The organism is Candidatus Accumulibacter sp. ACC005 (assembly GCF_907163215.1).
Taxonomy (GTDB): domain Bacteria; phylum Pseudomonadota; class Gammaproteobacteria; order Burkholderiales; family Rhodocyclaceae; genus Accumulibacter; species Accumulibacter regalis.
Genome location: NZ_CAJQUB010000005.1, coordinates 236,714 through 258,226, shown reverse-complemented (window position 1 = coordinate 258,226; position 21,513 = coordinate 236,714). Strand labels below are relative to the sequence as shown.

The following is a 21,513-nucleotide window of genomic DNA, read 5'->3' as shown; positions in this document are numbered from 1 at the left end:
AGGGCGGCACGGCGAGGAATGTGTGCCGCCTACTCCCCCAGCAGTTCCGCCACCGGCTCTAGTTGCTCGACATGCTGAGCCACCACTTTAAGGATGACCGTGATCGGGATGCTCAGCAGCATTCCCCAGATGCCCCACAGCCACGCCCAGAAAAGCAGCGAGACGAATACCGCTGCCGTGTTCATCCTGGCGATCCGGCCGGTCATCCAGGTAGTCACGAAGGTTCCGACGAAGGTGGCGACCGCCAGCGAGGCACCTGCGGGCAGCAGCGCCATCGACAGGGTATCGAACTGCATGAAGGCGGCCATGCCGATGGCGGCGGCGGTCACCGCAGGACCGAAGTAGGGAATGACATGCAGCAGGCCTGCGGCGACGGCCCAGGCGCCAGCGTTCTCGAGGCCGATCAGACGCAGTGCGAGCCAGGTAAGCAGCGCCACCAGCACGTTGGTCGCCAGGAGCATGGACATGTAGCGCTGGACCGATGCGTTGATGTCATCGAGGATGCGCACGGTGATCTTCCTGTTCGCAAGCGTCGGACCCGCGAGTCGCACCAGCTTCCTCTTGTAGGTGTCGCCGGACAGCAAGAGAAAGAAAGTCAGGAAGAGCACCATCGCCGCCTGGCCAATCAAACCCACGGCTCCGACGGAGTTGGCCAACAGGAAGTCGCCGAGTTTGAAGCCGGGAGTGTCGATGACGACGCGGGTTGCCGGCCGTCTGGGCGTTGAGTCAATACCTGCCGCCTGGCTGGTCGCCTTTTCGATCTCGCTGGCAGCGGTTTGCACCTTCTGCATGGTACTGGTCTCGCCCTTGTGAACACTGGCGAGACCGGCCGACACCTTGCTCACGCCCCCGGGTACCTGATCGAGGATGGTCTGAAACTGCCCACGCAGCGAGTAGGCGCCCAGGGTGAGCGCACATACGACCCCCGCCATCACCACGGTGCTACCCAGCGCGCGCGGTATTCTGATCTGTTCCAGCCAGACGACCAGAGGATTCAGCGTGTAGGCGAAAAGTAGTCCGAGCAGCAGGGTGATGACAAAGAGCTGTGCCCATTCCAGTGCGAAGACCACGCCTATGGTGGCGAGGACGGCCAGCGACACGGTTTGCGTGCCCGGCCTGATACGAACCGTCGGCGGCACGTCGAACGCCGCCGCGGTCTCGCCGACCGGGGGCTGGGCATCGCGACTCGCGGAGGGTCGCTGGGCAGGGACGCGCAAAGGCATCGCTATTTCGCCGGCTGCTGCGGGTGATTGGCGGCTGACCGCACGCTATTCACGCATCGGCTTGGCTGCGCGAGTTCTTTCGCTCGCGGCAGGCGCTTCGCAGCCACCACCGGATTGCAGGCTCCGGCGGTGGCCGCGAATGGTCATCTTGCCATCGCTCACTTGACCCGCATGTCGTTCTTGACGGAGGTGACGCCACCGACGGTGCGTGTCACCGCAACCGCCTTGCTGATCGCCGCCTGCGAACTCACGAAACCGCTCAGTTGAACCGCGCCCTTGAAGGTCTCGACGTTGATCTCGGCGGATTTCAGACTGGGCTCGTTGAATATGGCGGCCTTGACCTTGGTGGTGATGACGCTGTCGTCCACATACTCGCCGGTCCCCTCCTGCTTCGAGGTTGACGCGCAACCCACGGCGGAGACCAGCGTTACCGCCAGGAACAGTGCGGAAAGATACTTGCCAAGTTGTTTCATGATTGATTCTCCTGATTGAGGTTGAACAGAACTTCCAGATTCCGGCGCTCTATCGATACGCCGCGCATCGACACTGACCTTCGCTCGGACTTTCGGCCTAGCGAAGGCCGCGCGAAAGCGCGTGGTACACCAGCAACAGCACGCTTGCGCCGACGACGGCCACCAGCAGGCTGTAAAGATTGAATCCGCTTACACCGGCCATCCCGAAGGTATTGAAGAGCCAGCCGCCGATGACTGCGCCGACAACACCGAGCACGATGTCCATGACGGCACCCTGCCCGGTGCCACTCACCATCTTGCTGGCGATGAACCCGGCGATGAGCCCAAGTACGATCCATGCGACTAAGGACATGATTGCCTCCTGTATCTGCAGCTGTCGGGCCTCGGCTATTCAGTATCACGCGGCAGGGCCCGACCATCGCTGCCACATCGCCCCACCCGCTCGCGCGCTTATCAGCCGTGCGACCGTATGACGCCCGCCGCGAAGGCGTTTCCCCAACCGACACGCGAACCTGCTGCTGCGCGGCTCACCCACTGGGTCGAATGCTCAGCAGCAGCGTATTCAAAATGCACAATTCGGTCTGTACGGTGGCGCACATTAGTTAGTGCGGGAGGCCATCCCTGCGCGCGGCGGGGTGATGTCACGCCCGGCCGCCTTCCGCAGTGCAGTCGACGGCAGCTGCCTCGTGCCGCCTTTTCGCTTCTCTGCGCGGCGCGTCGACGATAAGCGGGGCGAAGCCCGCAGGAGGCGTCGCAGCGCCCCTTGAGCGGAGGCGGCGGCATGACACCGATGAAGCGTCTATAGCTGGTCATGATGTGGGTCCTTTACGAAAGCCCCCGCCTCGGCGATCCTGACGCAGTGCGCGGCGCCGAGCTGCGCATTGCGGCAATCTGATCAGGAGGCGTTCGGCAGTGGGTAATCCGACAATTGGTAGTCCTTGTTGCGCTTTTCGAAGCGTCTGATCTGCGCGTCGGCTTTTTCCTGGGTGATGCCGTAGATCTCCTGGATCTTGTCCGAGAGCTCGGCCCGCTTGCCGGCAATCACAGGTTGGTAGTCCCTGTTGCGTTTTTCGAAGCGTTTGATCTGCGTATCGGCCTTGTCCCTGGTGAAGCCGTAGACCTCCTGAATCCTGCCCGAGAGTTCGGCCCGCTTGCCGGCAATCACCGTCAGTTGCTCGTCGGTGAGCTTGCCCCACTGCGCTTTTACCTTGCCCTTGAACTGCTTCCAGTTCCCTGCGACGATATCCCAGTTCATTTCAAGCTCCTTGTGTTCGTAACCCGAACGGCGGAATTGCCAATCGGACATCCTTTGTTGCCGCCGGTTTTTCGCCACCAACGCTCCGCACATGGCGACAGACGGAGGAAGTGGAGGAGTCGCTGCACCGACCACGTTCACCAGTGGACGGATTACCAGGAAACGCCAGACTGTGACTGCAGCTTGGGCGCATGACCCGGCGCAGTCTGTACGCTAGCGTACGCAGAGCCGCACTCGTGCACCGGTCGACGAGGGCCGTGATGGGCTGGCCGCGGCTATCGGGAACCCGGCTCGGCCCGCGCAGCAGAAGCTGCCTTCGCTCCCGGTTTCGGTTCGGGCGCCCTGGATTCGGAGTTTTGGCTTCCATGACCGGGACCCCTTGCCGTGCTGCCACCCCTTATCCCCGATCATCGTGAGTCGGTCGATGTCGGCCTGCCCGGACTGCTCTGCCCACGCGGAGTCCTTGGTCTTTGATCAGGTGAACGACCTGCCGCTTGATGCTCGGGTCGAAGGCCTTGGGTTTTTGGCTCATCAATTCCCTCCAAAGGTGGATCATCCCCCTATCGAGGTGTCCGAACCCCTGGAAAGTCGTCGTGCTTTCGGCGGCGCTGGGGCTGGCCGTCGGCATCATGGTGATCCGGCGTTGATTCATGCACCGGGGAGCACGACATTCCCCGGATCCATTGCCCGCACGAGCAGCGCAGGCACTGGCAGAAGGCCCCGACCGTACATTTCCAAAGCAGCCGATCATGACCATGTCCCTTGCACAGCACAGGTGGGCACCGACACCCACGCCGGCGCCTATGTCGGCTAGCGCACAGAACCTGACCCCCGTTCGATATTAGAGTCCCTGCATCGACACCGGGCATCGCCTGTTTGATGACCAGGAGTCGCAGGACGAACCGTAGCGGGCTCGACTATCCGACGTATCAGCCATGAGTCAGGAGTTCACGATGAACAAAGATCAAGTCAAGGGCGCAGCGAAAGACCTGGGCGGCAAGATTCAGGAAAAGGCCGGCAAACTGGTAGGCAGCACTGAGCAACAGGCAAAGGGACTGAAAAACCAGGCTGAAGGCAAAGTGCAGGAACATGTCGGCGACCTGAAAGAGAACCTCAAGGACGCCAGGGACGCGGTCAAGGACGCCTTGAAACCGTAGCCCCAATGGGCATACCTGCCCATCGCTTTGACGAAGCGGCCGCCAATTGGCGGCTGTTTCGTTTCCTGTGCTCATAGGCGTGGCGCTATGCTCCCTTCCTCGCAGCGAGTGACATCAGCTTCAACGCATCGCGCATCGTCGGCGGGCACTTCCCCGGCGACGGGCAACGCGTCTTCCGCATCCCTGCTGAACTTCACCTCCTGGCACCAGCGCCGGAGCAAGGGCACACGCCGGGTGTTTCGAGTACTTCCAGAACGGGTCTGGTGATCTCTTGCGGTCACCAGCCAGCACTCCGGAGCGCCAGAGCGACTTCCATGGATGGGGGACAGGTGGACGACGTCGCTGCGGAGGCGCGCGCCACAGATCGCCCTCCAGGATCTGCCGGAAGAGACGCTGGTCTTTCTGCTCGGCAGCCGCTATTGCGAAACCGATCGACTGTCCGCCGAGGCATGGCGTCTGTTCGCGCACACGCCGCCCGGCTCGGCACGCGTGCAGGCGATCTGCGATTTCGTCCGCCAGCGCATCCGCTTCGGCTACCAGTTCGCACGCCCGACCAAGACGGCCTGGGAGACCTACAACGAGCGCGCCGGCGTTTGCCGCGACTACGCTCATCTGGCCATCACCTTCTGCCGCTGCATGAACATACCGGCCCGCTACTGCACCGGCTATCTGGGCGACATCGGGATCACGCCGGGGCCCGGTCCGATGGACTTCTCCGGCTGGTTCGACGTCTATCTCGGCGGCCGCTGGTACCCCTTCGACGCGCGCAGCAACGTTCCTCGCATCGGACGCATCGTTCATGGCCCGCGGCCGCGACGCCGCCGATGTCGCGATGGTCACGACCTTCGGCCAGAGCGTCCTCAAGAGCTTTCTCGTGCGCACCGACGAAGTGTCCACGGCCTAGTGGAAGGACGGCGCAGCCATGTCTGGCATCGTATCGTTGACCTGCCCCGTCCGCCGGCAGGGACTGGAAGGTGCAGCACTGCATTCGCGACATTCAAGAGGGGGAAGCGGCAATGACGGGAGCACTGTGGTTCCTGCTGGTGGGCGGGCTGTTGCTCGTCATGGGTCTGACCCCGTCGTTCATCAAGCGTCTACCGGTCACCTCGGCGATCATCTATCTGTCGATTGGCCTGGTCGTCGGGCCGACGCTGCTCAACGCCTTTCACTTCAACCCGCTCCGAGAATCGGCACTGCTGGAAGTGCTGACCGAAGTGGCGGTGCTGATTTCGCTATTCGCCGCCGGCGTCAAGATGCCTGCCCCGATGCGGCTCGATCGCTGGCGCACACCCCTGCTTCTGGCATCGGCATCGATGGCACTCACGGTGGCCATGGTTGCCGCCTTTGCCCACTTCGTGCTCGGGCTGTCCCTCGGCGCCTCGGTTCTTCTCGGCGCCATCGTGGCGCCAACGGATCCGGTCCTCGCCACCGACGTCCAGATCCGTCATCCCGGCGACCGCGACCGCCTGCGCTTCGATCTCACCTGCGAAGCCGGCATGAACGACGGCAGCGCCTTCCCGTTCGTGATGCTCGGCCTGGGTTTGCTCGGTTTGCACGACCTTGGCGAATTCGGCCTGCGCTGGGCGCTCGTGGATGTCTTGTGGGCGACCGTAGCCGGGATCGCGATCGGCGTTGTCCTCGGTTCCGCTCTCGGCCGGCTCGGCTGGACTCTGCGCAGCAGACGTTTCGACCACGAGCTCATGGACGATTTCCTGGGCCTGGGCCTGATCGGCGTCGTTTACGGGGTCAGCGAACTGGTCAATGCTTGGGGCTTCCTTGCCGTATTCTTCGCGGCCGTCTCGCTTCGACAGACCGAAGTCAGGCTGATCAACGCCCGGGCCGACAACCTGGAAAAAGGGCTTGCCGGGCACGACCCGGTCGCTACGTCAGGGGGCGGCGATCCGGTGGCGACGGTCAGCCAAGGGTCACTGGTCTTCAAGGAGCATCTTGAGCGGATCTCGGAACTGCTGCTGATCCTGCTCGTCGGGGGCTCGCTGTTCCTCGATTCGTGGAGTTGGCGCGCGGTGAGCCTCGCCCTCTTCCTGTTCCTCGTCGCACGCCCGCTCAGCGTGGGCATCGGGCTGCTGGGCTCGCGCACGCCAGCGCGCGTTCGCGGCATGGTGGGCTGGTTCGGGGTGCGTGGGATCGGCTCGCTCTACTATCTCGTGTACGCCATTGAACACGGTCTCCCGGAAGATGTGGCGCTGGAGCTCATCCACATGACCCTGATCGTCATCACGATGTCGATCCTCGTCCACGGCGCCAGCGTCAAGCCCCTGATGAACCGCTTCTGGCGAGCGGGCTGATGGACGCGATCGCTGCCGATATCGCCCGGGCAGCGAAGAAGGAATGAAAAGTCTGGCGCTATGTACGGCAGCGAACAGTGTTTGTGGAATTTTTCGCCCAAGCTGCACTTTGGATTCGAAGTTCGTGCATGCCTGAATCACTGTTCTGGATTGGCATATCCGTACCGCTGAATCCCTGTTTTCATTCCCCAAAGGAGTAACACATGCTACCTACCAGCCCGAACCTGACCGCCACCGCCGAGATCAACACCAATGCCTTCATGACTTTGTCGAAGCTGGCATTTTCCAACCTTGAACGTCTGGCTACCCTGAACCTGAATGCGACTCGCGCTGCATTGGAGGGCGGTACCGTCGCCGTCGGCTCCTTGAGCCAGAGCAAAGACGTGAAGAATCCGTCGAAGCTACTGGCCGGTGCGGCCGAGACAGCGAGCAACAACGCCACCGAATACCTCAAGGGCGTGCAGGCGATAGCCGCCGAAACGCAGAAAGAGGTGACCAATCTCGTCGGTTCCTACTTCTCTCCCCATGGCGAGGGTGGAAACCCCAGCGCGGGCTGGCTCAAGGGCTTCGAACAGTTCAAGGGCTTTGCGCAGCAGATTACCGACATGACTGCCGCCAACGCTAAGGTGGCCCGTGACGCAAGCGCCCGAATCGCAAGCTCGGCGGCCTCGCTTTCAAAGAAAGACGCCTAAGCACGCAGACCGTGGTGTTGATGATAAACCCCGCCATGCCGGGGTTTTTTTTGGCCAAAGCCGTTCGTGGGGCGCCTGCCTCCGGGATGCTTGTGCCGAAACCTCTCGGGTGCGCTGGCGCACAGACCTGGTTCGCTTGCCAGCCCATGCTGCAAGTAGCCAGCTATCCCGCGAACCGACAATACCGGCGAAAGCCAGGCGTTTGAACACGCTTGATGACGGCGCACCAAGGAGAGTGAAGTGACGGAGAACTACCCAAAGATCCTGCCATGGGTTGCCAGCAAGGCGGGGGTTCGTGGCGCCAAGGCGGAGATCTTGTGGATGGAGGCCCTGCGCGATGCCAGCGACCGGTGCTCCGTACGCGAATCCTCCGAATACTGGAAGGTGGCCGTTGATCACCTGCTCGCATCCTTGGCGTTTCATGTGCGCGCCTGGTCGCGAACGCAATCATCTAGTACAACTCAGCCATCCTTTCGCGGCTGTCGACGAAGTTCGAGGCAGGCGGCAACGCCAAGACACTGGCACTGATCACACAGATATGACCAAGTGATCGACCTGAATGCGCTCGTCGCCGGACTGGAGTTGGGGTGACAGAAGGTGCTGCGGTTCGGGCTGACACCGGCTTGACGTAATCTAATTTCACCAGCCACCGTCATTGCGAGGAGGCGTAGCCGACGCGGCAATCCAGTGCCATTCTCTGACTCCTTGTCCGCCACACCAGCCAGGCGAAAAACAGAATTTCTGGATTGCCACGTCGGCTACGCCTCCTCGCAATGACGTGCGGGCTGGCGGGAGCGCCGCAGTTAGCCGGCGCCCTAACCCGACGATGCCACACGCTCGTTCAGGCAATGTTCCATCGGCTGAAGACCCAGGCAGGCAGGACGGGCGCGCGACGCCCTACACAAGCAGGCGGACGAGCCGGTGTTCGGAAACATCGACGCGGTGACGGGCTTTCGTCGCTTCTATTTGCGCCGGTTGAAGAGGGTCAGCGGCGAGTGGACGCTGGTTTTCATGGCGAGAAATTTCAAGCGCCTGGCCGTATTGGCCCACAGCCGGGTGGATAAGGGGGACCCTCGGAAAAGCCGGAGAATCAGGCAAAACCGGCTTTTCCCCACAGGGTGAAACACGCCAGCTTTGCCGACGTTCAGTCCGGCCGGCTGCTAGAGCTGCGACTTGAAGTACTTGAATGAATGAACGAAGGCGTCGCGAATCTTCTCCATTTCCGCAACCATGCCGTCCCAGGAGTCTTCGCCGGCAGCCTTCAGTTCTTCGAGCTTGCTGAGGGCCAGCTGGGACTGGTGGCGCAGCTTGCCCATTTCCTCCGCGTACTTCTCGCGCGCCTCGGCCTTCGCTTCCTTCGCTTTGGCTTCCAGCTCGCTCATTTTCGTATTCGCTTCATCGAGTTGAAGTTTCATCTTCTCGATGTAGTCGTCTCTCTTTGACATGGCAATAATTCCCGTGGTTGAAAAGCGTGAAAGGATTTGGCGTGAAGGCGGTCAGGCAAGCTGTGAATGGCCCCGATTCGTGCGTGCTGACGCACTTGAGCACCATGGTCAGCCTAACCGGAAAGGAACAGGGACTCTGTGCGCTGGCGTACAGACCGGGGCGAGGCGTGGCGTCTGATCCTGACCCGGGTCGCCCCAGAAAACGGATCGCAAAGTAGGCCACGGCAGGTTTTTCGTTCCCGGCGGTGGGAGTGACTGGCCATCATTGGCATCCGTCACTTGATCCGCATGTCGTTCTCGACGGAGCTTGCGCCGCCGACGGCGCGTGTTAGCTGTTTCACGATTTCTTCTCCAGATCGAGGTTGAACAGGGCTTCCCGTACGCCGCACAGGCTGGCGTGGTACACCAGCAGCAGCGTGCTTGCGCCGACGACGGCCAGGAGCAGGCTGTAGAGCTTTAATCCCCCACCGCTGGCCATCCCGAAGCTATTGAAGAGCCAGCCGCCAACGACTGCGCCGACAACACCGAGAACGATGTCCATGACGGCGCCCCGCCCGCTTCCGCCAACTATCCTGTTGGCGACGAGCGCGGCGATGAGTCCAAGTCCGGCCCATAGTAGTAACGACATGATTGCCTCCTGTATCTGCAGCTGTCGGGCCTCACCATTTCCGGAGTCCAGCGACGCGGCCCAACAGTCGCTGAAGCATCACCACACCGGTTCGCACGCCTGTCAGCGGCACGCGCCCCTATCGGATCAGGCGAGCGGTCTACGGTCGCTAATCCTTGTTGCGCTCTTCAAAGCGCTTGATCTGCGCCTCGGCCTCGTCTTTGGTTGTGCCGTAGGTCTCCTGAATCCTGCCCGCGAGCTCGATGCGCTTGCCGGCAATCAATTCCAGCTGCTCTTCGGTAAGGCTGCGCCACTGCGCTTTTACCTTGCCCTTGTACTGCTTCCAGTTCCCTTCGACGATATTCCAGTTCACATCAAACTCCTTGTGTCCGTGACCCGAACAGGCAAACGGCCGATCGGGCAAACTGCGTCGCCGCCGGTTTTTCGCCCCCGGGGCCCCGCACAGCGCGACCAGTGGGAAGGGACACAGAGTGCCGAGCGCACGCACCGGTGGACGGATTTCCTGGCAACGCCAGCCAAGACGGCAAGTCTGGGCGCATGGCCCGGCGCAGTCTGTACGCTGGCGTACCCTGAGCCGAACTCGGCTATCGTCGACGACCGCCATGTTCCGCTTGTGGGGGGCAGGAACCCGGCGTGGCCCGCCACGGGCCAGCGCGTCGCCTGTCAGGTGACTAGATCATGCGGCCTTGCGGCGACCGCGCTGGCACCATTATTCCTCGGCCCAACGGAAATCTACCGTTTTGAGCGCTGTCGCGTCGACGGCAACGGAGCGCTCGATCGCCTTGCCGGCGTAACTGGCGACCACCCGATATTCGCCTGCCGGCAGTTTCGCCAGGAACCACGGTCCGTCGGAGATGGCCTCCACAAGCGTCTTGCCCCTCGCGTCAGCGACGGTCACCCGCACATTGCTCAGATATGCCCCGGAGGTCATGGCGAATACCAGCTTCAGGTTGAATTCACTGACGCGTTCCCTGAGACTCTGGAGCGACTCGTCGCCGACACCGCCCGACACATAGGACAAACCACCCGCCTGGTGGACAATGGGTCCGTCATCGGCTCCGACATCGGTCACGAATGACGCAAAGGTCATCGCAGCGATCAGCAGGCCGGGGACGAGAAAGTTGTTCTTCATGATGGAACTCCTATTTGCGGGCCGAGGCCCTGATGTGCAGCCCAGGAGGAAGCCTGCGCAGCGTTGCCGCTGACAGTCGGCCTGGCCGAATCCGATTGAGTGCCATCCTATGGGGAAGAAACCCCTGTCGTCTGTTCGCTAGCACACGGAAAACCGAGGAAGCTCCAACGCAGGAAGATCGACTGTCACGCCGCGTGGCGGCGACCAGCTTCAGCTTGGCCGCGACAGCCCAAGGCCGGAGGCCGCGCGGGTACCGCCGTGGCGCTAAGCGTTCCGCGGGCGGGGGCGTTGCTGGTGATGAGCACCAAAAGCGCCTTGCGGGTCACGATGGCTGGCCCGAGCGGGAAAGAGCGGGAAATGGCGGCAGCGTGGCGCGCACGACGCATTGCTGTGTACGCCAACGTACAGAGCGCGTGGCCCGAAAAGAGTAGCGTGGAAAGCGGTGACCTCGAGTCGACCTGTCTGTGCCATTCGGTCACCTCACCTCTTCCAAAGGAAAGTACATGAACAGCATCATTTACCTCGTCGGCCTAGTCGTCATCGTCCTCTTCGTCCTATCGTTTCTCGGGCTTCGATAAAGGGTCAAGGAGTTCGCCCGAGCTTGGACAATCCGGGCCCGTGACGGGACGCGCGCGTTTGCGACATCCTACTCCTTGTCGCCCTTGGCAGCGTCCTGGATGGCCTCGCCGGCCTTCTCGACCTGCTGTCCAGCCTTCTCCACCACCTTGTTGATTTCCTCGCCGGCCTTCTCGACCTGCTGTCCAGCCTTCGCTACCACCTTGTCGATTTCCTTTCCTGCGTGCTCTGCCGGGCCTTCGCTTTCGTGCTTCTGGCAAGCGGACAGTGCCAAGAGCAGTGCGCTCACGAGCAAAGTCGCGCGGATTGATCCACCTGCTTTCATCTCTGATATCTCCTGGTAATTCTGCTCAATCGATTGGCCCGCAACGGGAGCGACCATGAGGGTCGCGTCGCCCGCGGGATCAGGGTAACGAGCGGGCGCGAGCTATCTGCCGGGGAGGCAAGGTGCCTCGCGCTGCGCATCACTTCTTGCCGACGTCGTGGCCGATCACGCCTCCGACCGGGGCGCCGCCGACGGTTCCGACGCTGCTGCCGTCCGGAAGAGTTTCTACTCCGAGGGCGCCGGCGCCGGCGTCGATGCTGGTCGCCTTGTCCTGCGCAACCATGTCCGCGCAGGCACCAAGGCCGAACAGAACAGCCGCAGCGAGGGCGCTGAACGTGACTCTACGAATCGTTTTCATGGGCTTTCCTCTTACTCAAACAAGGTTTTTTTGGCACGTTTTTTACGGGTCCACCAGGGCTGCGACATGCGCAACAGGCAGTTCGTTCGGCCACAGGTACGCTGCTTGCAAGTGTCGCGCGCCGCCAGGGCGCAGTCGCTGCACTCTGGCCGGCCCCGATCACTGCAGGCTAAGCAGACGCGCTTTTGCGGTCTGTCTGCCAGCGAACATAGGCGCAATCGAGGCGGGTGCCGGCTTGTGCGACGCCGCCCAGGGTTCCGGGCGACCGGCCAGCCCACCCATCAGCCAGCGAACGCAGAACGTTCTCTGTACGCTGGCGCCCATGGCGGTTGCTCAGTGGCTACAGGCGATCAGGCGAGTTCGTTGATCGCGCTCTGGATGGCGTCGTCCACGAGTTGCCGGGCAGCGGGGCCGTCGCCGAGGATGGTCTCCCACTGAAGGCGCACATAGCTCGAACGGCTGCGGCTCTTGAGCACCAGGGTCTGCCGTCCGCGGGCCTCGCCGACGGCAAAGTCGGTGGCGTAGCCGAGCAGGTCGTGCACCCCGTGCTTCCACATTCCGGCCTGGACGGCCGCGATAATCGCCGCCACGCGCCGATGAAACTCGAGAGCCACTTCGGTCGTGAATTGATCCTTGTCCATGCGGGTTCCAGTGACTGATTGAGCATTGAAAACAGGCGGCTGTGGGACGCGTGAGGCCGAACCACCGCTTCTCGCCATGAGCCTGCACAGGCTGCGCCGACCCCCTGTGCCAATATGACCTGAGACACCTACCCCTGACGAATTAGAGTAGAAAGGTAGGTTTCCATCATGACAAACGATACGAAGGATCTGATGAACGGACAAGCCGCACTGGCGATGGATGACGCGTTGGAAGGAGCCCGTAGGGCGACTGGAAACGCGTCATCCATCGCGCCGCCGGACCCCGAGGTGGTGGCGACGGCGCGCCGCCGTCATTTCTCCAGCGCAGACAGGCTGCGCATCCTGGCACTCGCCGACGGCTGCACGAAGGTGGGCGAAATTGGCGCCCTGTTACGCCGGGAGGGCATCTATTCCTCCCTGCTCGCCACCTGGCGCAAAAAGCGCGCGGCGATCGAACAGGCCGCACTCGAACCGCAAAAGCGCGGGCGCAAGGCCGACCCGGCGCTGGCCGAGGCGCGGCGGCTGGAGCAGCTCACCCGGGAGAACGACCGCCTGCGTCGCCAGCTCGCCCAGGCCCACACCATCATCGATGTCCAAAAAAAAGTTTGTATGCTGCTGGGGCAGCTGACGGACGACGCGCCGGACGGGAGATCCTGATGCACGCGGTCAATGTCCTGGCGCCAGAGGTGGGGCTGGCACCCGCTTGCGCGGCCTTGCGTATCCCTCGCAGCACGGTCTATCGGGATGATGCGCGCCGGCGGTGCTTGAGTGCTCCGCCGGTGACGTCATCGCCGCGACCGGCGCCACCGCTGGCCCTCAGCGATATCGAGCGGCAGGCGCTGCGCGACGTGCTGTGCAGCGAGCGCTTTGCCGATTGCGCGCCACCGAGCATCTACGCCACCCTGCTCGACGAGGGCATCTACCTGGGCTCGGTGCGCACCATGTACCGCCTGCTGGCCGCCGATGGTCAAGCGCGCGAAAGGCGTAATCAGCTTACTCATCCTGCCTACTTCAAACCCGAACTGCTGGCCACCGGGCCGAATCAGGTCTGGAGTTGGGACATCACGAAGCTCAAGGGGCCGCTCAAATGGACTTGCTTCCAGCTGTACGTGATCCTCGACATCTTCAGCCGCTATGTCGTCGGCTGGTTGATCGCGCCGCGTGAAAGCGCTGAACTGGCCAGGCAGTTGATCGCCGAGACCGTCGCCAAACAGGGCGTCGAGCCACGCACGCTCACCGTCCATGCCGACCGCGGGACCAGCATGCGATCCAAGCTTGTGGCAGAACTGCTGGTGGACCTCGATGTGGCCAAGTCCCACAGCCGTCCCTACGTCTCCGACGACAACCCCTTCTCGGAGGCGCAGTTCAAAACCCTGAAATACCGCCCTGACTTCCCCGAGCGCTTCGCCAGCATCGAAGAAGCCCGCGCTCACTGCCAGCGCTTCTTCCAGTGGTACAACGAACAGCATCGCCATTCCGGCATCGGCTTCATGACTCCAACCGCCGTTCACCATGGCCAGGCTGCAGAGCTGTTCGAGCAACGGGCCGGCACCCTGAACGCCGCCTACGCTGCTCACCCGAGCCGATTCAAGGGCAACTGCCCCCAACCTCCCAGGCTGCCCGTCGCCGCCTGGATCAACCCGCCCAAGCAGGAGAACACGCCGACGAAAATAGACGTCCCCTGCTCACTAAATTAATGTGCATCGGTGTCTCAAAGTCATTGACACGTTCCGCGAACGCCCGGGTGCGTCTGTGCGCTGCTGCACATAGCCAATACGCAGCGTGTATAGTCAACACACCTCGAAGCTTCAATTCGCGTGCGTCGGCAAGCTCGTCCGATCGCTGCTGATGACGGAATCAACCGCCATGCCCTTGCCTCCCCTGATCTCTGCCACGCATGACCCGCGCCAGAACCACCTGCTCGCCGCCTTGCCGGCGGACGAGTACGCACGCCTGTTTCCCCGTCTGGAACTAGTCCCGATGCCGCTCGCCGAGGCGCTCTACGAGTCCGGCATCCAGATGCGCCATGTCTATTTTCCCACCACCTCGATCGTCTCCCTGCTCTACGTCATGGAGGATGGCTCATCGGCTGAAATCGCCGTCGTCGGCAACGAGGGGATCGTCGGCGTGTCGCTGTTCATGGGCGGCGAAAGCACGTCGAGCCGGGCCGTGGTGCAGAGCGCCGGCCACGCCTACCGCTTGCAGGGCCAACTGCTGAAGGATGAGTTCTATCGCGCCGGCCCGATGCAGCGCCTGTTGCTGCGCTACACGCAGGCGCTCCTGACGCAGATGGCGCAGACGGCGGTGTGCAACCGCCATCATTCGCTCGACGAGCAACTGTGCCGCTGGCTGCTGCTCTCCCTCGACCGCCTGCCCTCGAACGAACTGGTCATGACGCAGGAACTGATCGCCAACATGCTCGGCGTGCGCCGCGAAGGCGTTACCGAAGCCGCCGGCAATCTGCAGCGGGCGGGCATGATCGTGTATCAGCGCGGGCGCATCACCATACTCGACCGGGCGGCTCTGGAGGCGCGCTGCTGCGAGTGCTACGCGGTGGTCAGGAAGGAGTTCGAGCGCCTGCTCCCCGAGGTGACTGCACGCTAGTGTTCCTTACAACAGCACGTGGCCGCGCTGCTGTGTGCGCTACCGCCCGGACGGTCGTCGAGTTTCGCTGCACACTCTGCGCAATGAAGTTCTCATCCGGGCGAAACGGTTCGCTCCTGGTCCGCATCGGACACCGGGATAGCAGCACCTCTCCGGTTGCCGGTTACTTCTTTGCATCGTGAGGAGCGACGTGCCAACACCGGTCCCTGCCGCCGCAAATCGACTCATCGAGGCCCTGCCGCACAAAGACCGGCGGCGTCTTCTGGCCGCTTGCGAGCCGGTCGAACTGACCTTTGCCGACGTTCTCGCCGAACCCGGTGAACGCATTCGCCACGTCTTCTTTCCCACGACGAGCTACATTTCGCTGATCACGCCGATCGACGGCTGCGCCAGCCTGGAGGTGGGTCTGGTCGGCGACGAAGGCATGCTCGGCATCTCGCTCATCCTCGGCGTGGAGATTTCGCCGCTCAGCGCGCTGGTACAGGGCGCAGGCCTTGCGCTGCGCATGAACACCGCGCCGTTTCGTCGCGAACTCGCTTTCAGTCCGGCGCTGCAGGGGATACTCAAGCGCTACCTGCATGTAGTGATGGGCCAACTCGCGCAATCCGCCGCCTGCGCCCGCTTTCATGTCGTTGAAGCGCGTCTCGCCCGTTGCCTCCTGATGACGCAGGACCGGGCGCAGTCGAATGCCTTTCATGGCACGCACGAATTTCTGGCCTCGATGCTGGGAGTGCGTCGGGTCGGTGTGACGAAGGCCGCGACCGCACTGCAAAAACGCAAGCTGATCGGCTACAGCCGCGGGAACATCAGGATCCTCGACCGCGGCGGCCTGGAAGCCGCTTCCTGCGGCTGCTACGAGGCCGACAACGCCACCTACGCGCGAGGGATGGCTTAGCCGGCATCCTGACCCCGGGCTGCAAGCGGTCGCGCACGGAATCGACCTGGCGAGGCAAGCGGCAGCTCGCCGCTGGCCTGCCGGCTATGTGCCCCAGCAGACAGACGGCGAAAGAACCTGGAAGTACGATAAGCCATCCGAGTCAGCCGGCCGGCGATGTCCGCAGGATGGCGGTCCGGACCGCCCGCAATCGCGCCCGGGGAAGCCGAGTCATGAATCGTACTCGAGCGGGCGCGAAGAACCGGTAACAGCACGTTCAGGAAAGAGGTAATACCATGGAAAAGACGCAAAGAATCACCTTCGGTGCAGTTGCCATAGCCATACTGTTCGCCCTCGGTGGTTGTTCGGGCATGTCGACGCAGGGCAAGAACACCGCCGTTGGCGCGGGCGTCGGTGCCGTTGGCGGTGCCGTCCTTACGGGCGGCAGTGTGCTCGGAACCGTCGGTGGCGCAGCCGTTGGCGGCGTCGTCGGCCACGAAGTCAGCAAATGACGGTCGACCTGCCATACGCCGTCCCTACCGGGCCGGCACACATCACTGGCTCATTGTCGTCGGCCCGCCACGACCTTGCGCCGTGGGTCACACCCGTGACAGCAACTGCAGTGTTGCCACGCTGTATGGAACAAATAGCTTCCGCCTACCCCGAGGGTTTCGCGCCGCTGTCAGGCTTGCTGAAAGCCGCGTCGGGAATGCGGCGCCACCCCCCAGCCCACACGTCATTGCGAGGAGGCGCAGCCGACGTGGCAATCCAGTTCCATCCTCTCACTATTTCCCCGCCGCCTTCATTGATAACGCGAAAGGCCACACCTCTGGATTGCCGCATGGGCTTCGCCTTGTCGCCATGATGGCGGGTGTTGGGTGTTGGGTGGTTGCCGAAAGTCTCATCAAGGATGCAGCACTACAACTAGATGGTCCACCAGGAGAGCGCAGCAATGAAACTCGGAAAAACTGTCAGCACAGCCTTGCTCATCGGCGTCAGTGCCCTGCTGCTGACCTTGCCTGCCTGCCAGAAACAGGAAGGCCCGGCAGAGAAGGCTGGCAAGGAAATGGACAAAGCGGTCGAGAAGGTCGGCCAGCAGATCGAAAAAGCAGGTGAGAGCGTCCAGGACGCCGCCAAGGACGCCAAGAAATAGACGTCGCTACCAGGGCCGAGCTCGCTGAGCTATCCACATGACGGTATCGAGGTCTCCAGCGTGATCCGGAAACCGGAAAGTGGAAAGCTGCAAGCACGGTTCGTCGCGCCAGCGCCAGCGGGCGCAACCCGTCAGCCAGCCCTAGCGAACGCTTGCTCAGCTCTGCGGACAGGTTCCGGTGACAGCAGCGCTCAGCGACAGGTCGCGGCGCTCGACAAACTTGAGCAGCAGCAACAATAACGTACCAACGGCCATCACTGCGGCCGCCAGGTGCAGACCGGCAGCGTAGCTACCGAGGCTGCCGGCGAGCCAGCCGGTGACCGCCGGTGCGATGATCTGCGCGGCCCCGTAGGAAAGCGTCATCTTGCCCATCATCTTAGCCGGGCGCGTCGGATAGTAGCGCCCGGCCATGGTCAACACCAGGCTCACCATGCCGATGAAGGTGCCGCCAAAGAGCAAGGCGCCGGCCAGCGCCGCCACCAGGCCGTCGCCCATCACCGGCAGGAGAATGCCGACGATCTGCAACACGGCGGCGAGGATCAGGGCGTTCAACTCGCCGGTCCGCCGGGCGATCAGGTCCCAGACGATGCACGCCGGCGCAGCCGCCGCACCGAGCGCCAGGAAGACCAGCGTGCCGCGTCCCGCCAGACCGGGCAGGTGGTCGATGATGGCGACGATGAAGGTCGCGCTGACCACGTAGCCGAAGCCGGCGCAGAAATAGGCCGCCATCAGCAGGCGCATGAAAGCCGCGCTCGGAGGATTGTCGAGCATCTGCTGCCCGCCCTTGGTAAACGTGCTGCGATCGGGTGCCGGCAGCCAGCGCAGCGCCGGGATGAGCAGCAGACTGCCGATCAGCGTAAATGCAAACCACTGTTCGCGCCAGTCCAGCCAATGACTCATCAGCGCCACCGCCGCCGCACAGCCGGCAATTCCCAGGCCGATCCCCGAAAAGTGAATACCGAGTTCGCTGCGATGATTGTGCCGAATCAGCCAGTTGAGGATCAGCCCCGTGCCCAGCAGCATGCCGGCGGCGCTGCTCAGGCCGGCGACGAAACGCGACAGCGCCCAGATGGCCACGTCGGTGGTCAGGCCCATGAGCGCGGTGCTGAGCACGGCGACGACCAGGCCGATCCGGTAGAGGCGATCCTTGAGCACCAGGTCGCTGATCAGTGAAGCCACCACGGCGCCGCTCAGGTAACCGGCATAGTTAATCGCCGCCAGCCAGGCGGCCGCCCCGACGCCCAGTCCCGCCTGTTGCTGCATCAGCGGCAGCAGTGGCGTATAGGCGAAGCGGGCGACGCCGAGGACCAGCATCAGGCTGCAGATACCGGCGCCCAGCACATGAAAACGTTCCAGGCGTTCTTTCTGCTCGTTCATGTCCAGACGTCCTTTTGAGTTGATGGCCAAACGATAACTGCTATAAACTATCTCCACAAATGAATAGTCTAGATTAGTCAATTCTGTAATGGAGATATGTCGATGGAGCTGATCGCACTGCGCACCTTCACCGCCGTCGTCGATGAAGGCGGCGTTCTGGCCGCCTCACGCAAGCTGAACACCGTCCAGTCAAACGTCACCAGCCGCATCCGCCGGCTCGAGGAAGAACTGGGCGCGGCGCTCTTCTTCCGCAGCGGGCGTGGTGTGGCGCTGGCTCCCGCCGGCCGGGTGCTGCTCGATTACGCGCGCCGCATGCTGCACCTCGAACGCGAGAGCGGCGCCGCCGTTCGTCTGGTCGGCGACGGTGTCGGCGAACTGCGCATTGGCAGCATGGAGACCTTTGCCGCGCTGCATCTGCCGCTGGCGCTGAAGGCCGTCCGCGCCAGGCATCCCCGCCTCGAACTGCGCATCGAGACCGACACCAGCGCAACGCTGGTCAACAAGGTGCTGACCCACAAGCTCGATTGCGCCATCGTCGCCGGTCCGATCGAACACCCGGATCTGCGCTTCGATGAACTGGTCATCGAGGAACTGGTGCTCGTTCATGCTGCCGACACCGATCCGCGGTTGCAGCCGCTGATCCTCTTCCGCGAAGGCTGCGCCTATCGCACACGCGCCCTCGCCTGGCAGCGCGCCAGCGGCCACGCCGTCGCCGAGGCCATGGAGTTCGGAACGCTGGACGGGATTCTCGGTTGTGTTTCCGTCGGCCTGGGATGGACCCTGATGCCGCGGCGGGTCGTCGAGCAATCGGCGCACACCGCCGATCTGGTCGTGCAGACGCTACCCGGAAGAAATCAGCCAGGTGCCCACCGGCATGATCTACCTTGCCGAAGCGCCGCCGATGGCGGCGCTGCAGACGCTTGGCGAGGCGGTGGCAGTCGCGACCCCGTCATAAATGCGGTCACGTTCCCAGCTCCCGGGTAAGCAAGCGGCTTGTCAGCGCCCCGGAAGCGTGGATTCGACCGTCCTGCCACCGTAGCCGAACTGCTTGTCGCGGCCCTGGATGATGTCCGTGTGCACAGCGCGCGGAATCGTCACGCCGTAGAGATCACGGGCGAAGGGTTGCTCGCTGGTCACTACCGTGAGAAGGAATCAGTCGACAATTCCAGCCGTTCGCCATAGCGTCGCGAGAGCGCCGAGGATAGCTCTTGCCCTCACCTCGCTTGACCCAATCGCGGGGGGCGAAAAGGACTCGGTTCGCGGGTTGCCTCTGTTGGACCTGAGGACGCGCCCTGCCCGGGCGGTCAGCGGCTCAATTCAACTCGATCGCAGAAGTACGCCAGCGCTTCCGGGTTGGCCAGTGCCTCGACGTTCTTCACCGGCCGGCCATGGACGACGTGGCGCACGGCCAGTTCGACGATCTTGCCGCTCTTGGTGCGCGGAATGTCGGCGACCTGCAGCACCTTTGCCGGCACGTGCCGCGGCGTCGTGTTCTGGCGCACCTGCTGCTTGATACGTTCGATCAGCGCGTCGTCGAGGCTGATTCCCTCGCGCAGCTTGACGAACAGCACGACGCGCACGTCGTGCTGCCACTCCTGGCCGATGACCAGCGACTCGACGACTTCCGGCAGTTGCTCGACCTGGCGATAGATCTCGGCGGTGCCGATACGCACGCCGCCGGGGTTGAGGACGGCGTCGGAGCGGCCGTGAATGATCATCCCATCGTGGGCCGTCAGTTCGACGAAGTCGCCGTGGCACCAGGTGTTCGCGAAGCGGTCGAAGTACGCGCCGTGGTACTTGGCGCCGTCCGGGTCGTTCCAGAAACCGATCGGCATGGCCGGGAACGGCGCGGTGCAGACGAGCTCGCCGCGCTCGCCACGGCCGGCAGGAATCGGCTGGCCGTCGTCGTCGAAGACGTCGACCGCCATTCCCAGGCCGCGACATTGCAGTTCGCCGCGGAAAACGGGCAGGATCGGGCAGCCGAGCGCGAAGCAGGAGAGGATGTCGGTGCCGCCGGAAATCGACGCCAGCAACAGGTCGGCCTTGATATCGCCATAGACGTAGTCGAAGCTTTCCGGCGCCAGCGGGCTGCCGGTCGAGAACATTGCCCGCAACGCCTCCAGCCGGTGCGTCGCGCGCGGCTTCAGGCCGGTCTTGGCAAGCGCGTCGATGAACTTGGCGGAGGTGCCGAAGTGCGTCATCCGCTCGGCGTCGGCGTAGTCGAAGAGGATCGTTCCGGCCTTTCCCGAAGCACCGGCAATGAACGGCGAACCGTCGTAGAGGAGCAGCGTCGCCTGCGAGGCGAGGCCCGAGACCAGCCAGTTCCACATCATCCAGCCGCAGGTGGTGAAGTAGAAGACGCGGTCGCCCGGCTTCACGTCGCCGTGCAGCTGGTGTTCCTTGAGGTGTTGCAGCAGCGCGCCGCCGTGGCAGTGCACGATGCACTTGGGAACGCCGGTGGTTCCCGAGGAAAACATGATGAACAGCGGGTGCTCGAAAGGCAGTGGCACGAAGTCGATCTCGCCGGCCTGGCAGGGCGCGATGAAGTCGGCGTAGCGCTGGCCGTGGCGGATCGCCGCCACGTCCGGGGCAGCGTCGAGGTAGGAAACGACGACGCAACGCTCGACGGTCGGCATCTCTGCGGCGATCTGCGCGTTCCTGGCCATGCAGTCGACGCGTTTGCCGTTGTACCAGTAGCCGTCGACGCAGAGCAGCACCTTGGGCTCGATCTGGCCGAAGCGGTCGAGCACGCCCTGGACCCCGAAGTCGGGCGACGCCGACGACCAGATGGCGCCCAGCGAAGCCGTGGCCAGCATGGCGATCAGCGCCTCGGGCATGTTCGGCAGGTAGGCAGCGACGCGATCGCCGCGGCCGACGCCGACGGCTTGCAGCGCCTGCGCGCACCGTGATACCTGCGCGTACAGCTCGGCATTCGGGAGACGCCGCCTGACCTGGTCTTCGCCCCAGAAGACCAGCGCGTCGGAGTCGTCCCGGCGGCGCAGCAGATTCCGTGCGTAGTTGAGGCGGGCTTGCGGGAACCAGCGCGCGCCGGGCATGCGATCGCCGTCTTCGAGAACCGTCTCGCCGCGCTCGCCGAGGGCTCCGCAGTCGTCCCAGACCGAGGTCCAGAACGCTTCGGGATTGGCCACCGACCAGCGCCAGAGGCTGGGGTAGTCGCTGCAGCCAGCGTTCCAGCGCGCATTGACGGCGGCCATGAAAGCGCTGAGCCTGGCGCTGCCGATACGTTCGGCGCCTGGGCGCCAGAGAGCCTGCTGATCCATCACCCCTCCTCCT

General features: G+C 63.4%; 22 protein-coding genes and 3 pseudogenes. 11 read left to right on the top strand and 14 right to left on the bottom strand.

Annotation, left to right across the window (positions count from 1 at the left end; genetic code table 11):
• Positions 1–29 precede the first annotated feature (29 nt).
• From QZ613_RS06320 to QZ613_RS06305, 4 genes and pseudogenes are all read right to left on the bottom strand, one after another.
• The gene (locus tag QZ613_RS06320) at positions 30–1,223 is read right to left on the bottom strand and encodes an AI-2E family transporter (RefSeq protein ID WP_291866706.1); all 1,194 of its coding nucleotides are present in this window, start codon (positions 1,221–1,223) and stop codon (positions 30–32) included.
• A gap of 158 nt (positions 1,224–1,381) precedes the next feature.
• Positions 1,382–1,696: a BON domain-containing protein gene (locus tag QZ613_RS06315; protein ID WP_042330203.1), complete on the bottom strand. Its 315-nt coding sequence runs from the start codon at positions 1,694–1,696 to the stop codon at positions 1,382–1,384.
• Between the two features lie 97 nt (positions 1,697–1,793).
• A complete protein-coding gene (locus tag QZ613_RS06310; RefSeq protein ID WP_043564358.1) occupies positions 1,794–2,048 on the bottom strand; it encodes a GlsB/YeaQ/YmgE family stress response membrane protein in 255 nt (84 codons plus the stop codon).
• A 702-nt stretch (positions 2,049–2,750) separates the two neighbouring features.
• Positions 2,751–2,951 (bottom strand): annotated as a pseudogene (locus tag QZ613_RS06305) (CsbD family protein); the annotation flags it as partial.
• A gap of 953 nt (positions 2,952–3,904) precedes the next feature.
• On the opposite strand from QZ613_RS06305, the gene QZ613_RS06300 reads away from it, so the two are divergent.
• The 5 genes and pseudogenes from QZ613_RS06300 to QZ613_RS06280 form a co-directional block, all read left to right on the top strand.
• A complete protein-coding gene (locus QZ613_RS06300) occupies positions 3,905–4,108 on the top strand; it encodes a CsbD family protein (protein WP_043564355.1) in 204 nt (67 codons plus the stop codon).
• Positions 4,109–4,477: 369 nt separating this feature from the next.
• Positions 4,478–5,012 (top strand): annotated as a pseudogene (locus QZ613_RS06295) (transglutaminase family protein); the annotation flags it as partial.
• Between the two features lie 112 nt (positions 5,013–5,124).
• The gene (locus QZ613_RS06290; protein WP_043564353.1) at positions 5,125–6,414 is read left to right on the top strand and encodes a cation:proton antiporter; all 1,290 of its coding nucleotides are present in this window, start codon (positions 5,125–5,127) and stop codon (positions 6,412–6,414) included.
• 203 nt (positions 6,415–6,617) lie between these two features.
• A complete protein-coding gene (locus tag QZ613_RS06285) occupies positions 6,618–7,106 on the top strand; it encodes a phasin family protein (protein ID WP_043564352.1) in 489 nt (162 codons plus the stop codon).
• An 873-nt stretch (positions 7,107–7,979) separates the two neighbouring features.
• A pseudogene (locus QZ613_RS06280) lies at positions 7,980–8,228 on the top strand (transposase); the annotation flags it as partial.
• A gap of 38 nt (positions 8,229–8,266) precedes the next feature.
• Here QZ613_RS06280 and QZ613_RS06275 read toward each other — a convergent pair.
• From QZ613_RS06275 to QZ613_RS06245, 7 genes are all read right to left on the bottom strand, one after another.
• Positions 8,267–8,551, bottom strand: a complete 285-nt coding sequence (locus tag QZ613_RS06275) for a hypothetical protein (RefSeq protein WP_043564349.1) — start codon at positions 8,549–8,551, stop codon at positions 8,267–8,269.
• 337 nt (positions 8,552–8,888) lie between these two features.
• On the bottom strand, positions 8,889–9,179 hold the full coding sequence (locus tag QZ613_RS06270) for a GlsB/YeaQ/YmgE family stress response membrane protein (RefSeq protein ID WP_043564347.1): 291 nt from the start codon (positions 9,177–9,179) through the stop codon (positions 8,889–8,891).
• Between the two features lie 148 nt (positions 9,180–9,327).
• The gene (locus QZ613_RS06265) at positions 9,328–9,531 is read right to left on the bottom strand and encodes a CsbD family protein (RefSeq protein WP_043564345.1); all 204 of its coding nucleotides are present in this window, start codon (positions 9,529–9,531) and stop codon (positions 9,328–9,330) included.
• Positions 9,532–9,888: 357 nt separating this feature from the next.
• Complete coding sequence (locus QZ613_RS06260) at positions 9,889–10,311, bottom strand: carboxypeptidase-like regulatory domain-containing protein (RefSeq protein WP_291866695.1); 423 nt, start codon at positions 10,309–10,311, stop codon at positions 9,889–9,891.
• 646 nt (positions 10,312–10,957) lie between these two features.
• Positions 10,958–11,269: a hypothetical protein gene (locus QZ613_RS06255; protein WP_291866693.1), complete on the bottom strand. Its 312-nt coding sequence runs from the start codon at positions 11,267–11,269 to the stop codon at positions 10,958–10,960.
• A gap of 82 nt (positions 11,270–11,351) precedes the next feature.
• Entirely contained in the window at positions 11,352–11,570 is a 219-nt protein-coding gene (locus QZ613_RS06250; RefSeq protein ID WP_043564340.1) for an osmotically-inducible lipoprotein OsmB, read from the bottom strand.
• Positions 11,571–11,920: 350 nt separating this feature from the next.
• Positions 11,921–12,211 carry a hypothetical protein gene (locus QZ613_RS06245; protein WP_043564338.1) on the bottom strand — a complete coding sequence of 97 codons (291 nt, stop codon included), beginning with the start codon at positions 12,209–12,211 and terminating at the stop codon, positions 11,921–11,923.
• A 216-nt stretch (positions 12,212–12,427) separates the two neighbouring features.
• On the opposite strand from QZ613_RS06245, the gene QZ613_RS06240 reads away from it, so the two are divergent.
• The 5 genes from QZ613_RS06240 (at position 12,428) to QZ613_RS06220 (ending at position 16,842) form a co-directional block, all read left to right on the top strand.
• Positions 12,428–13,908, top strand: a protein-coding gene (locus tag QZ613_RS06240; protein ID WP_291981884.1) for an IS3 family transposase whose coding sequence is annotated in 2 segments (ribosomal slippage) — positions 12,428–12,815 and positions 12,815–13,908 — 1,482 coding nt in all. Because the reading frame shifts where the segments join, the coding sequence is not laid out codon by codon here.
• A 169-nt stretch (positions 13,909–14,077) separates the two neighbouring features.
• Positions 14,078–14,815 (top strand): Crp/Fnr family transcriptional regulator, encoded by a 738-nt coding sequence (locus tag QZ613_RS06235; RefSeq protein WP_291866688.1) that lies wholly within the window; start codon positions 14,078–14,080, stop codon positions 14,813–14,815.
• Between the two features lie 190 nt (positions 14,816–15,005).
• The gene (locus tag QZ613_RS06230) at positions 15,006–15,710 is read left to right on the top strand and encodes a Crp/Fnr family transcriptional regulator (RefSeq protein ID WP_291866686.1); all 705 of its coding nucleotides are present in this window, start codon (positions 15,006–15,008) and stop codon (positions 15,708–15,710) included.
• Between the two features lie 275 nt (positions 15,711–15,985).
• Positions 15,986–16,201 carry a glycine zipper 2TM domain-containing protein gene (locus tag QZ613_RS06225; RefSeq protein ID WP_043564334.1) on the top strand — a complete coding sequence of 72 codons (216 nt, stop codon included), beginning with the start codon at positions 15,986–15,988 and terminating at the stop codon, positions 16,199–16,201.
• A 440-nt stretch (positions 16,202–16,641) separates the two neighbouring features.
• A complete protein-coding gene (locus tag QZ613_RS06220; RefSeq protein ID WP_043564332.1) occupies positions 16,642–16,842 on the top strand; it encodes a hypothetical protein in 201 nt (66 codons plus the stop codon).
• 156 nt (positions 16,843–16,998) lie between these two features.
• Here the strand turns inward: QZ613_RS06220 and QZ613_RS06215 are convergent, their stop codons facing one another.
• On the bottom strand, positions 16,999–18,219 hold the full coding sequence (locus QZ613_RS06215; RefSeq protein ID WP_043564456.1) for a YbfB/YjiJ family MFS transporter: 1,221 nt from the start codon (positions 18,217–18,219) through the stop codon (positions 16,999–17,001).
• A gap of 102 nt (positions 18,220–18,321) precedes the next feature.
• Here QZ613_RS06215 and QZ613_RS06210 point away from each other — a divergent pair, with 102 nt between their 5' ends.
• Positions 18,322–19,203, top strand: coding sequence for a LysR substrate-binding domain-containing protein (locus QZ613_RS06210; protein ID WP_291981819.1), 882 nt, complete (start codon positions 18,322–18,324; stop codon positions 19,201–19,203).
• Positions 19,204–19,215: 12 nt separating this feature from the next.
• On the opposite strand, the gene QZ613_RS06205 is transcribed toward QZ613_RS06210, so the two are convergent.
• Together QZ613_RS06205 and QZ613_RS06200 are read right to left on the bottom strand one after the other, a co-directional pair.
• The gene (locus tag QZ613_RS06205; protein WP_291903922.1) at positions 19,216–19,356 is read right to left on the bottom strand and encodes a hypothetical protein; all 141 of its coding nucleotides are present in this window, start codon (positions 19,354–19,356) and stop codon (positions 19,216–19,218) included.
• Between the two features lie 167 nt (positions 19,357–19,523).
• Positions 19,524–21,500: an acetoacetate--CoA ligase gene (locus tag QZ613_RS06200; protein WP_291903921.1), complete on the bottom strand. Its 1,977-nt coding sequence runs from the start codon at positions 21,498–21,500 to the stop codon at positions 19,524–19,526.
• Positions 21,501–21,513: the final 13 nt, after the last annotated feature.

Bases quoted from the DNA above. Each gene is read 5' to 3' on its own strand.
- QZ613_RS06320 (WP_291866706.1), bottom strand. From the start codon at position 1,223: ATGCCTTTGCGCGTCCCTGCCCAGCGACCCTCCGCGAGTCGCGATGCC.
- QZ613_RS06315 (WP_042330203.1), bottom strand. From the start codon at position 1,696: ATGAAACAACTTGGCAAGTATCTTTCCGCACTGTTCCTGGCGGTAACG.
- QZ613_RS06310 (WP_043564358.1), bottom strand. From the start codon at position 2,048: ATGTCCTTAGTCGCATGGATCGTACTTGGGCTCATCGCCGGGTTCATC.
- QZ613_RS06300 (WP_043564355.1), top strand. From the start codon at position 3,905: ATGAACAAAGATCAAGTCAAGGGCGCAGCGAAAGACCTGGGCGGCAAG.
- QZ613_RS06290 (WP_043564353.1), top strand. From the start codon at position 5,125: ATGACGGGAGCACTGTGGTTCCTGCTGGTGGGCGGGCTGTTGCTCGTC.
- QZ613_RS06285 (WP_043564352.1), top strand. From the start codon at position 6,618: ATGCTACCTACCAGCCCGAACCTGACCGCCACCGCCGAGATCAACACC.
- QZ613_RS06275 (WP_043564349.1), bottom strand. From the start codon at position 8,551: ATGTCAAAGAGAGACGACTACATCGAGAAGATGAAACTTCAACTCGAT.
- QZ613_RS06270 (WP_043564347.1), bottom strand. From the start codon at position 9,179: ATGTCGTTACTACTATGGGCCGGACTTGGACTCATCGCCGCGCTCGTC.
- QZ613_RS06260 (WP_291866695.1), bottom strand. From the start codon at position 10,311: ATGAAGAACAACTTTCTCGTCCCCGGCCTGCTGATCGCTGCGATGACC.
- QZ613_RS06255 (WP_291866693.1), bottom strand. From the start codon at position 11,269: ATGGTCGCTCCCGTTGCGGGCCAATCGATTGAGCAGAATTACCAGGAG.
- QZ613_RS06250 (WP_043564340.1), bottom strand. From the start codon at position 11,570: ATGAAAACGATTCGTAGAGTCACGTTCAGCGCCCTCGCTGCGGCTGTT.
- QZ613_RS06245 (WP_043564338.1), bottom strand. From the start codon at position 12,211: ATGGACAAGGATCAATTCACGACCGAAGTGGCTCTCGAGTTTCATCGG.
- QZ613_RS06235 (WP_291866688.1), top strand. From the start codon at position 14,078: ATGCCCTTGCCTCCCCTGATCTCTGCCACGCATGACCCGCGCCAGAAC.
- QZ613_RS06225 (WP_043564334.1), top strand. From the start codon at position 15,986: ATGGAAAAGACGCAAAGAATCACCTTCGGTGCAGTTGCCATAGCCATA.
- QZ613_RS06220 (WP_043564332.1), top strand. From the start codon at position 16,642: ATGAAACTCGGAAAAACTGTCAGCACAGCCTTGCTCATCGGCGTCAGT.
- QZ613_RS06215 (WP_043564456.1), bottom strand. From the start codon at position 18,219: ATGAACGAGCAGAAAGAACGCCTGGAACGTTTTCATGTGCTGGGCGCC.
- QZ613_RS06210 (WP_291981819.1), top strand. From the start codon at position 18,322: ATGGAGCTGATCGCACTGCGCACCTTCACCGCCGTCGTCGATGAAGGC.
- QZ613_RS06200 (WP_291903921.1), bottom strand. From the start codon at position 21,500: ATGGATCAGCAGGCTCTCTGGCGCCCAGGCGCCGAACGTATCGGCAGC.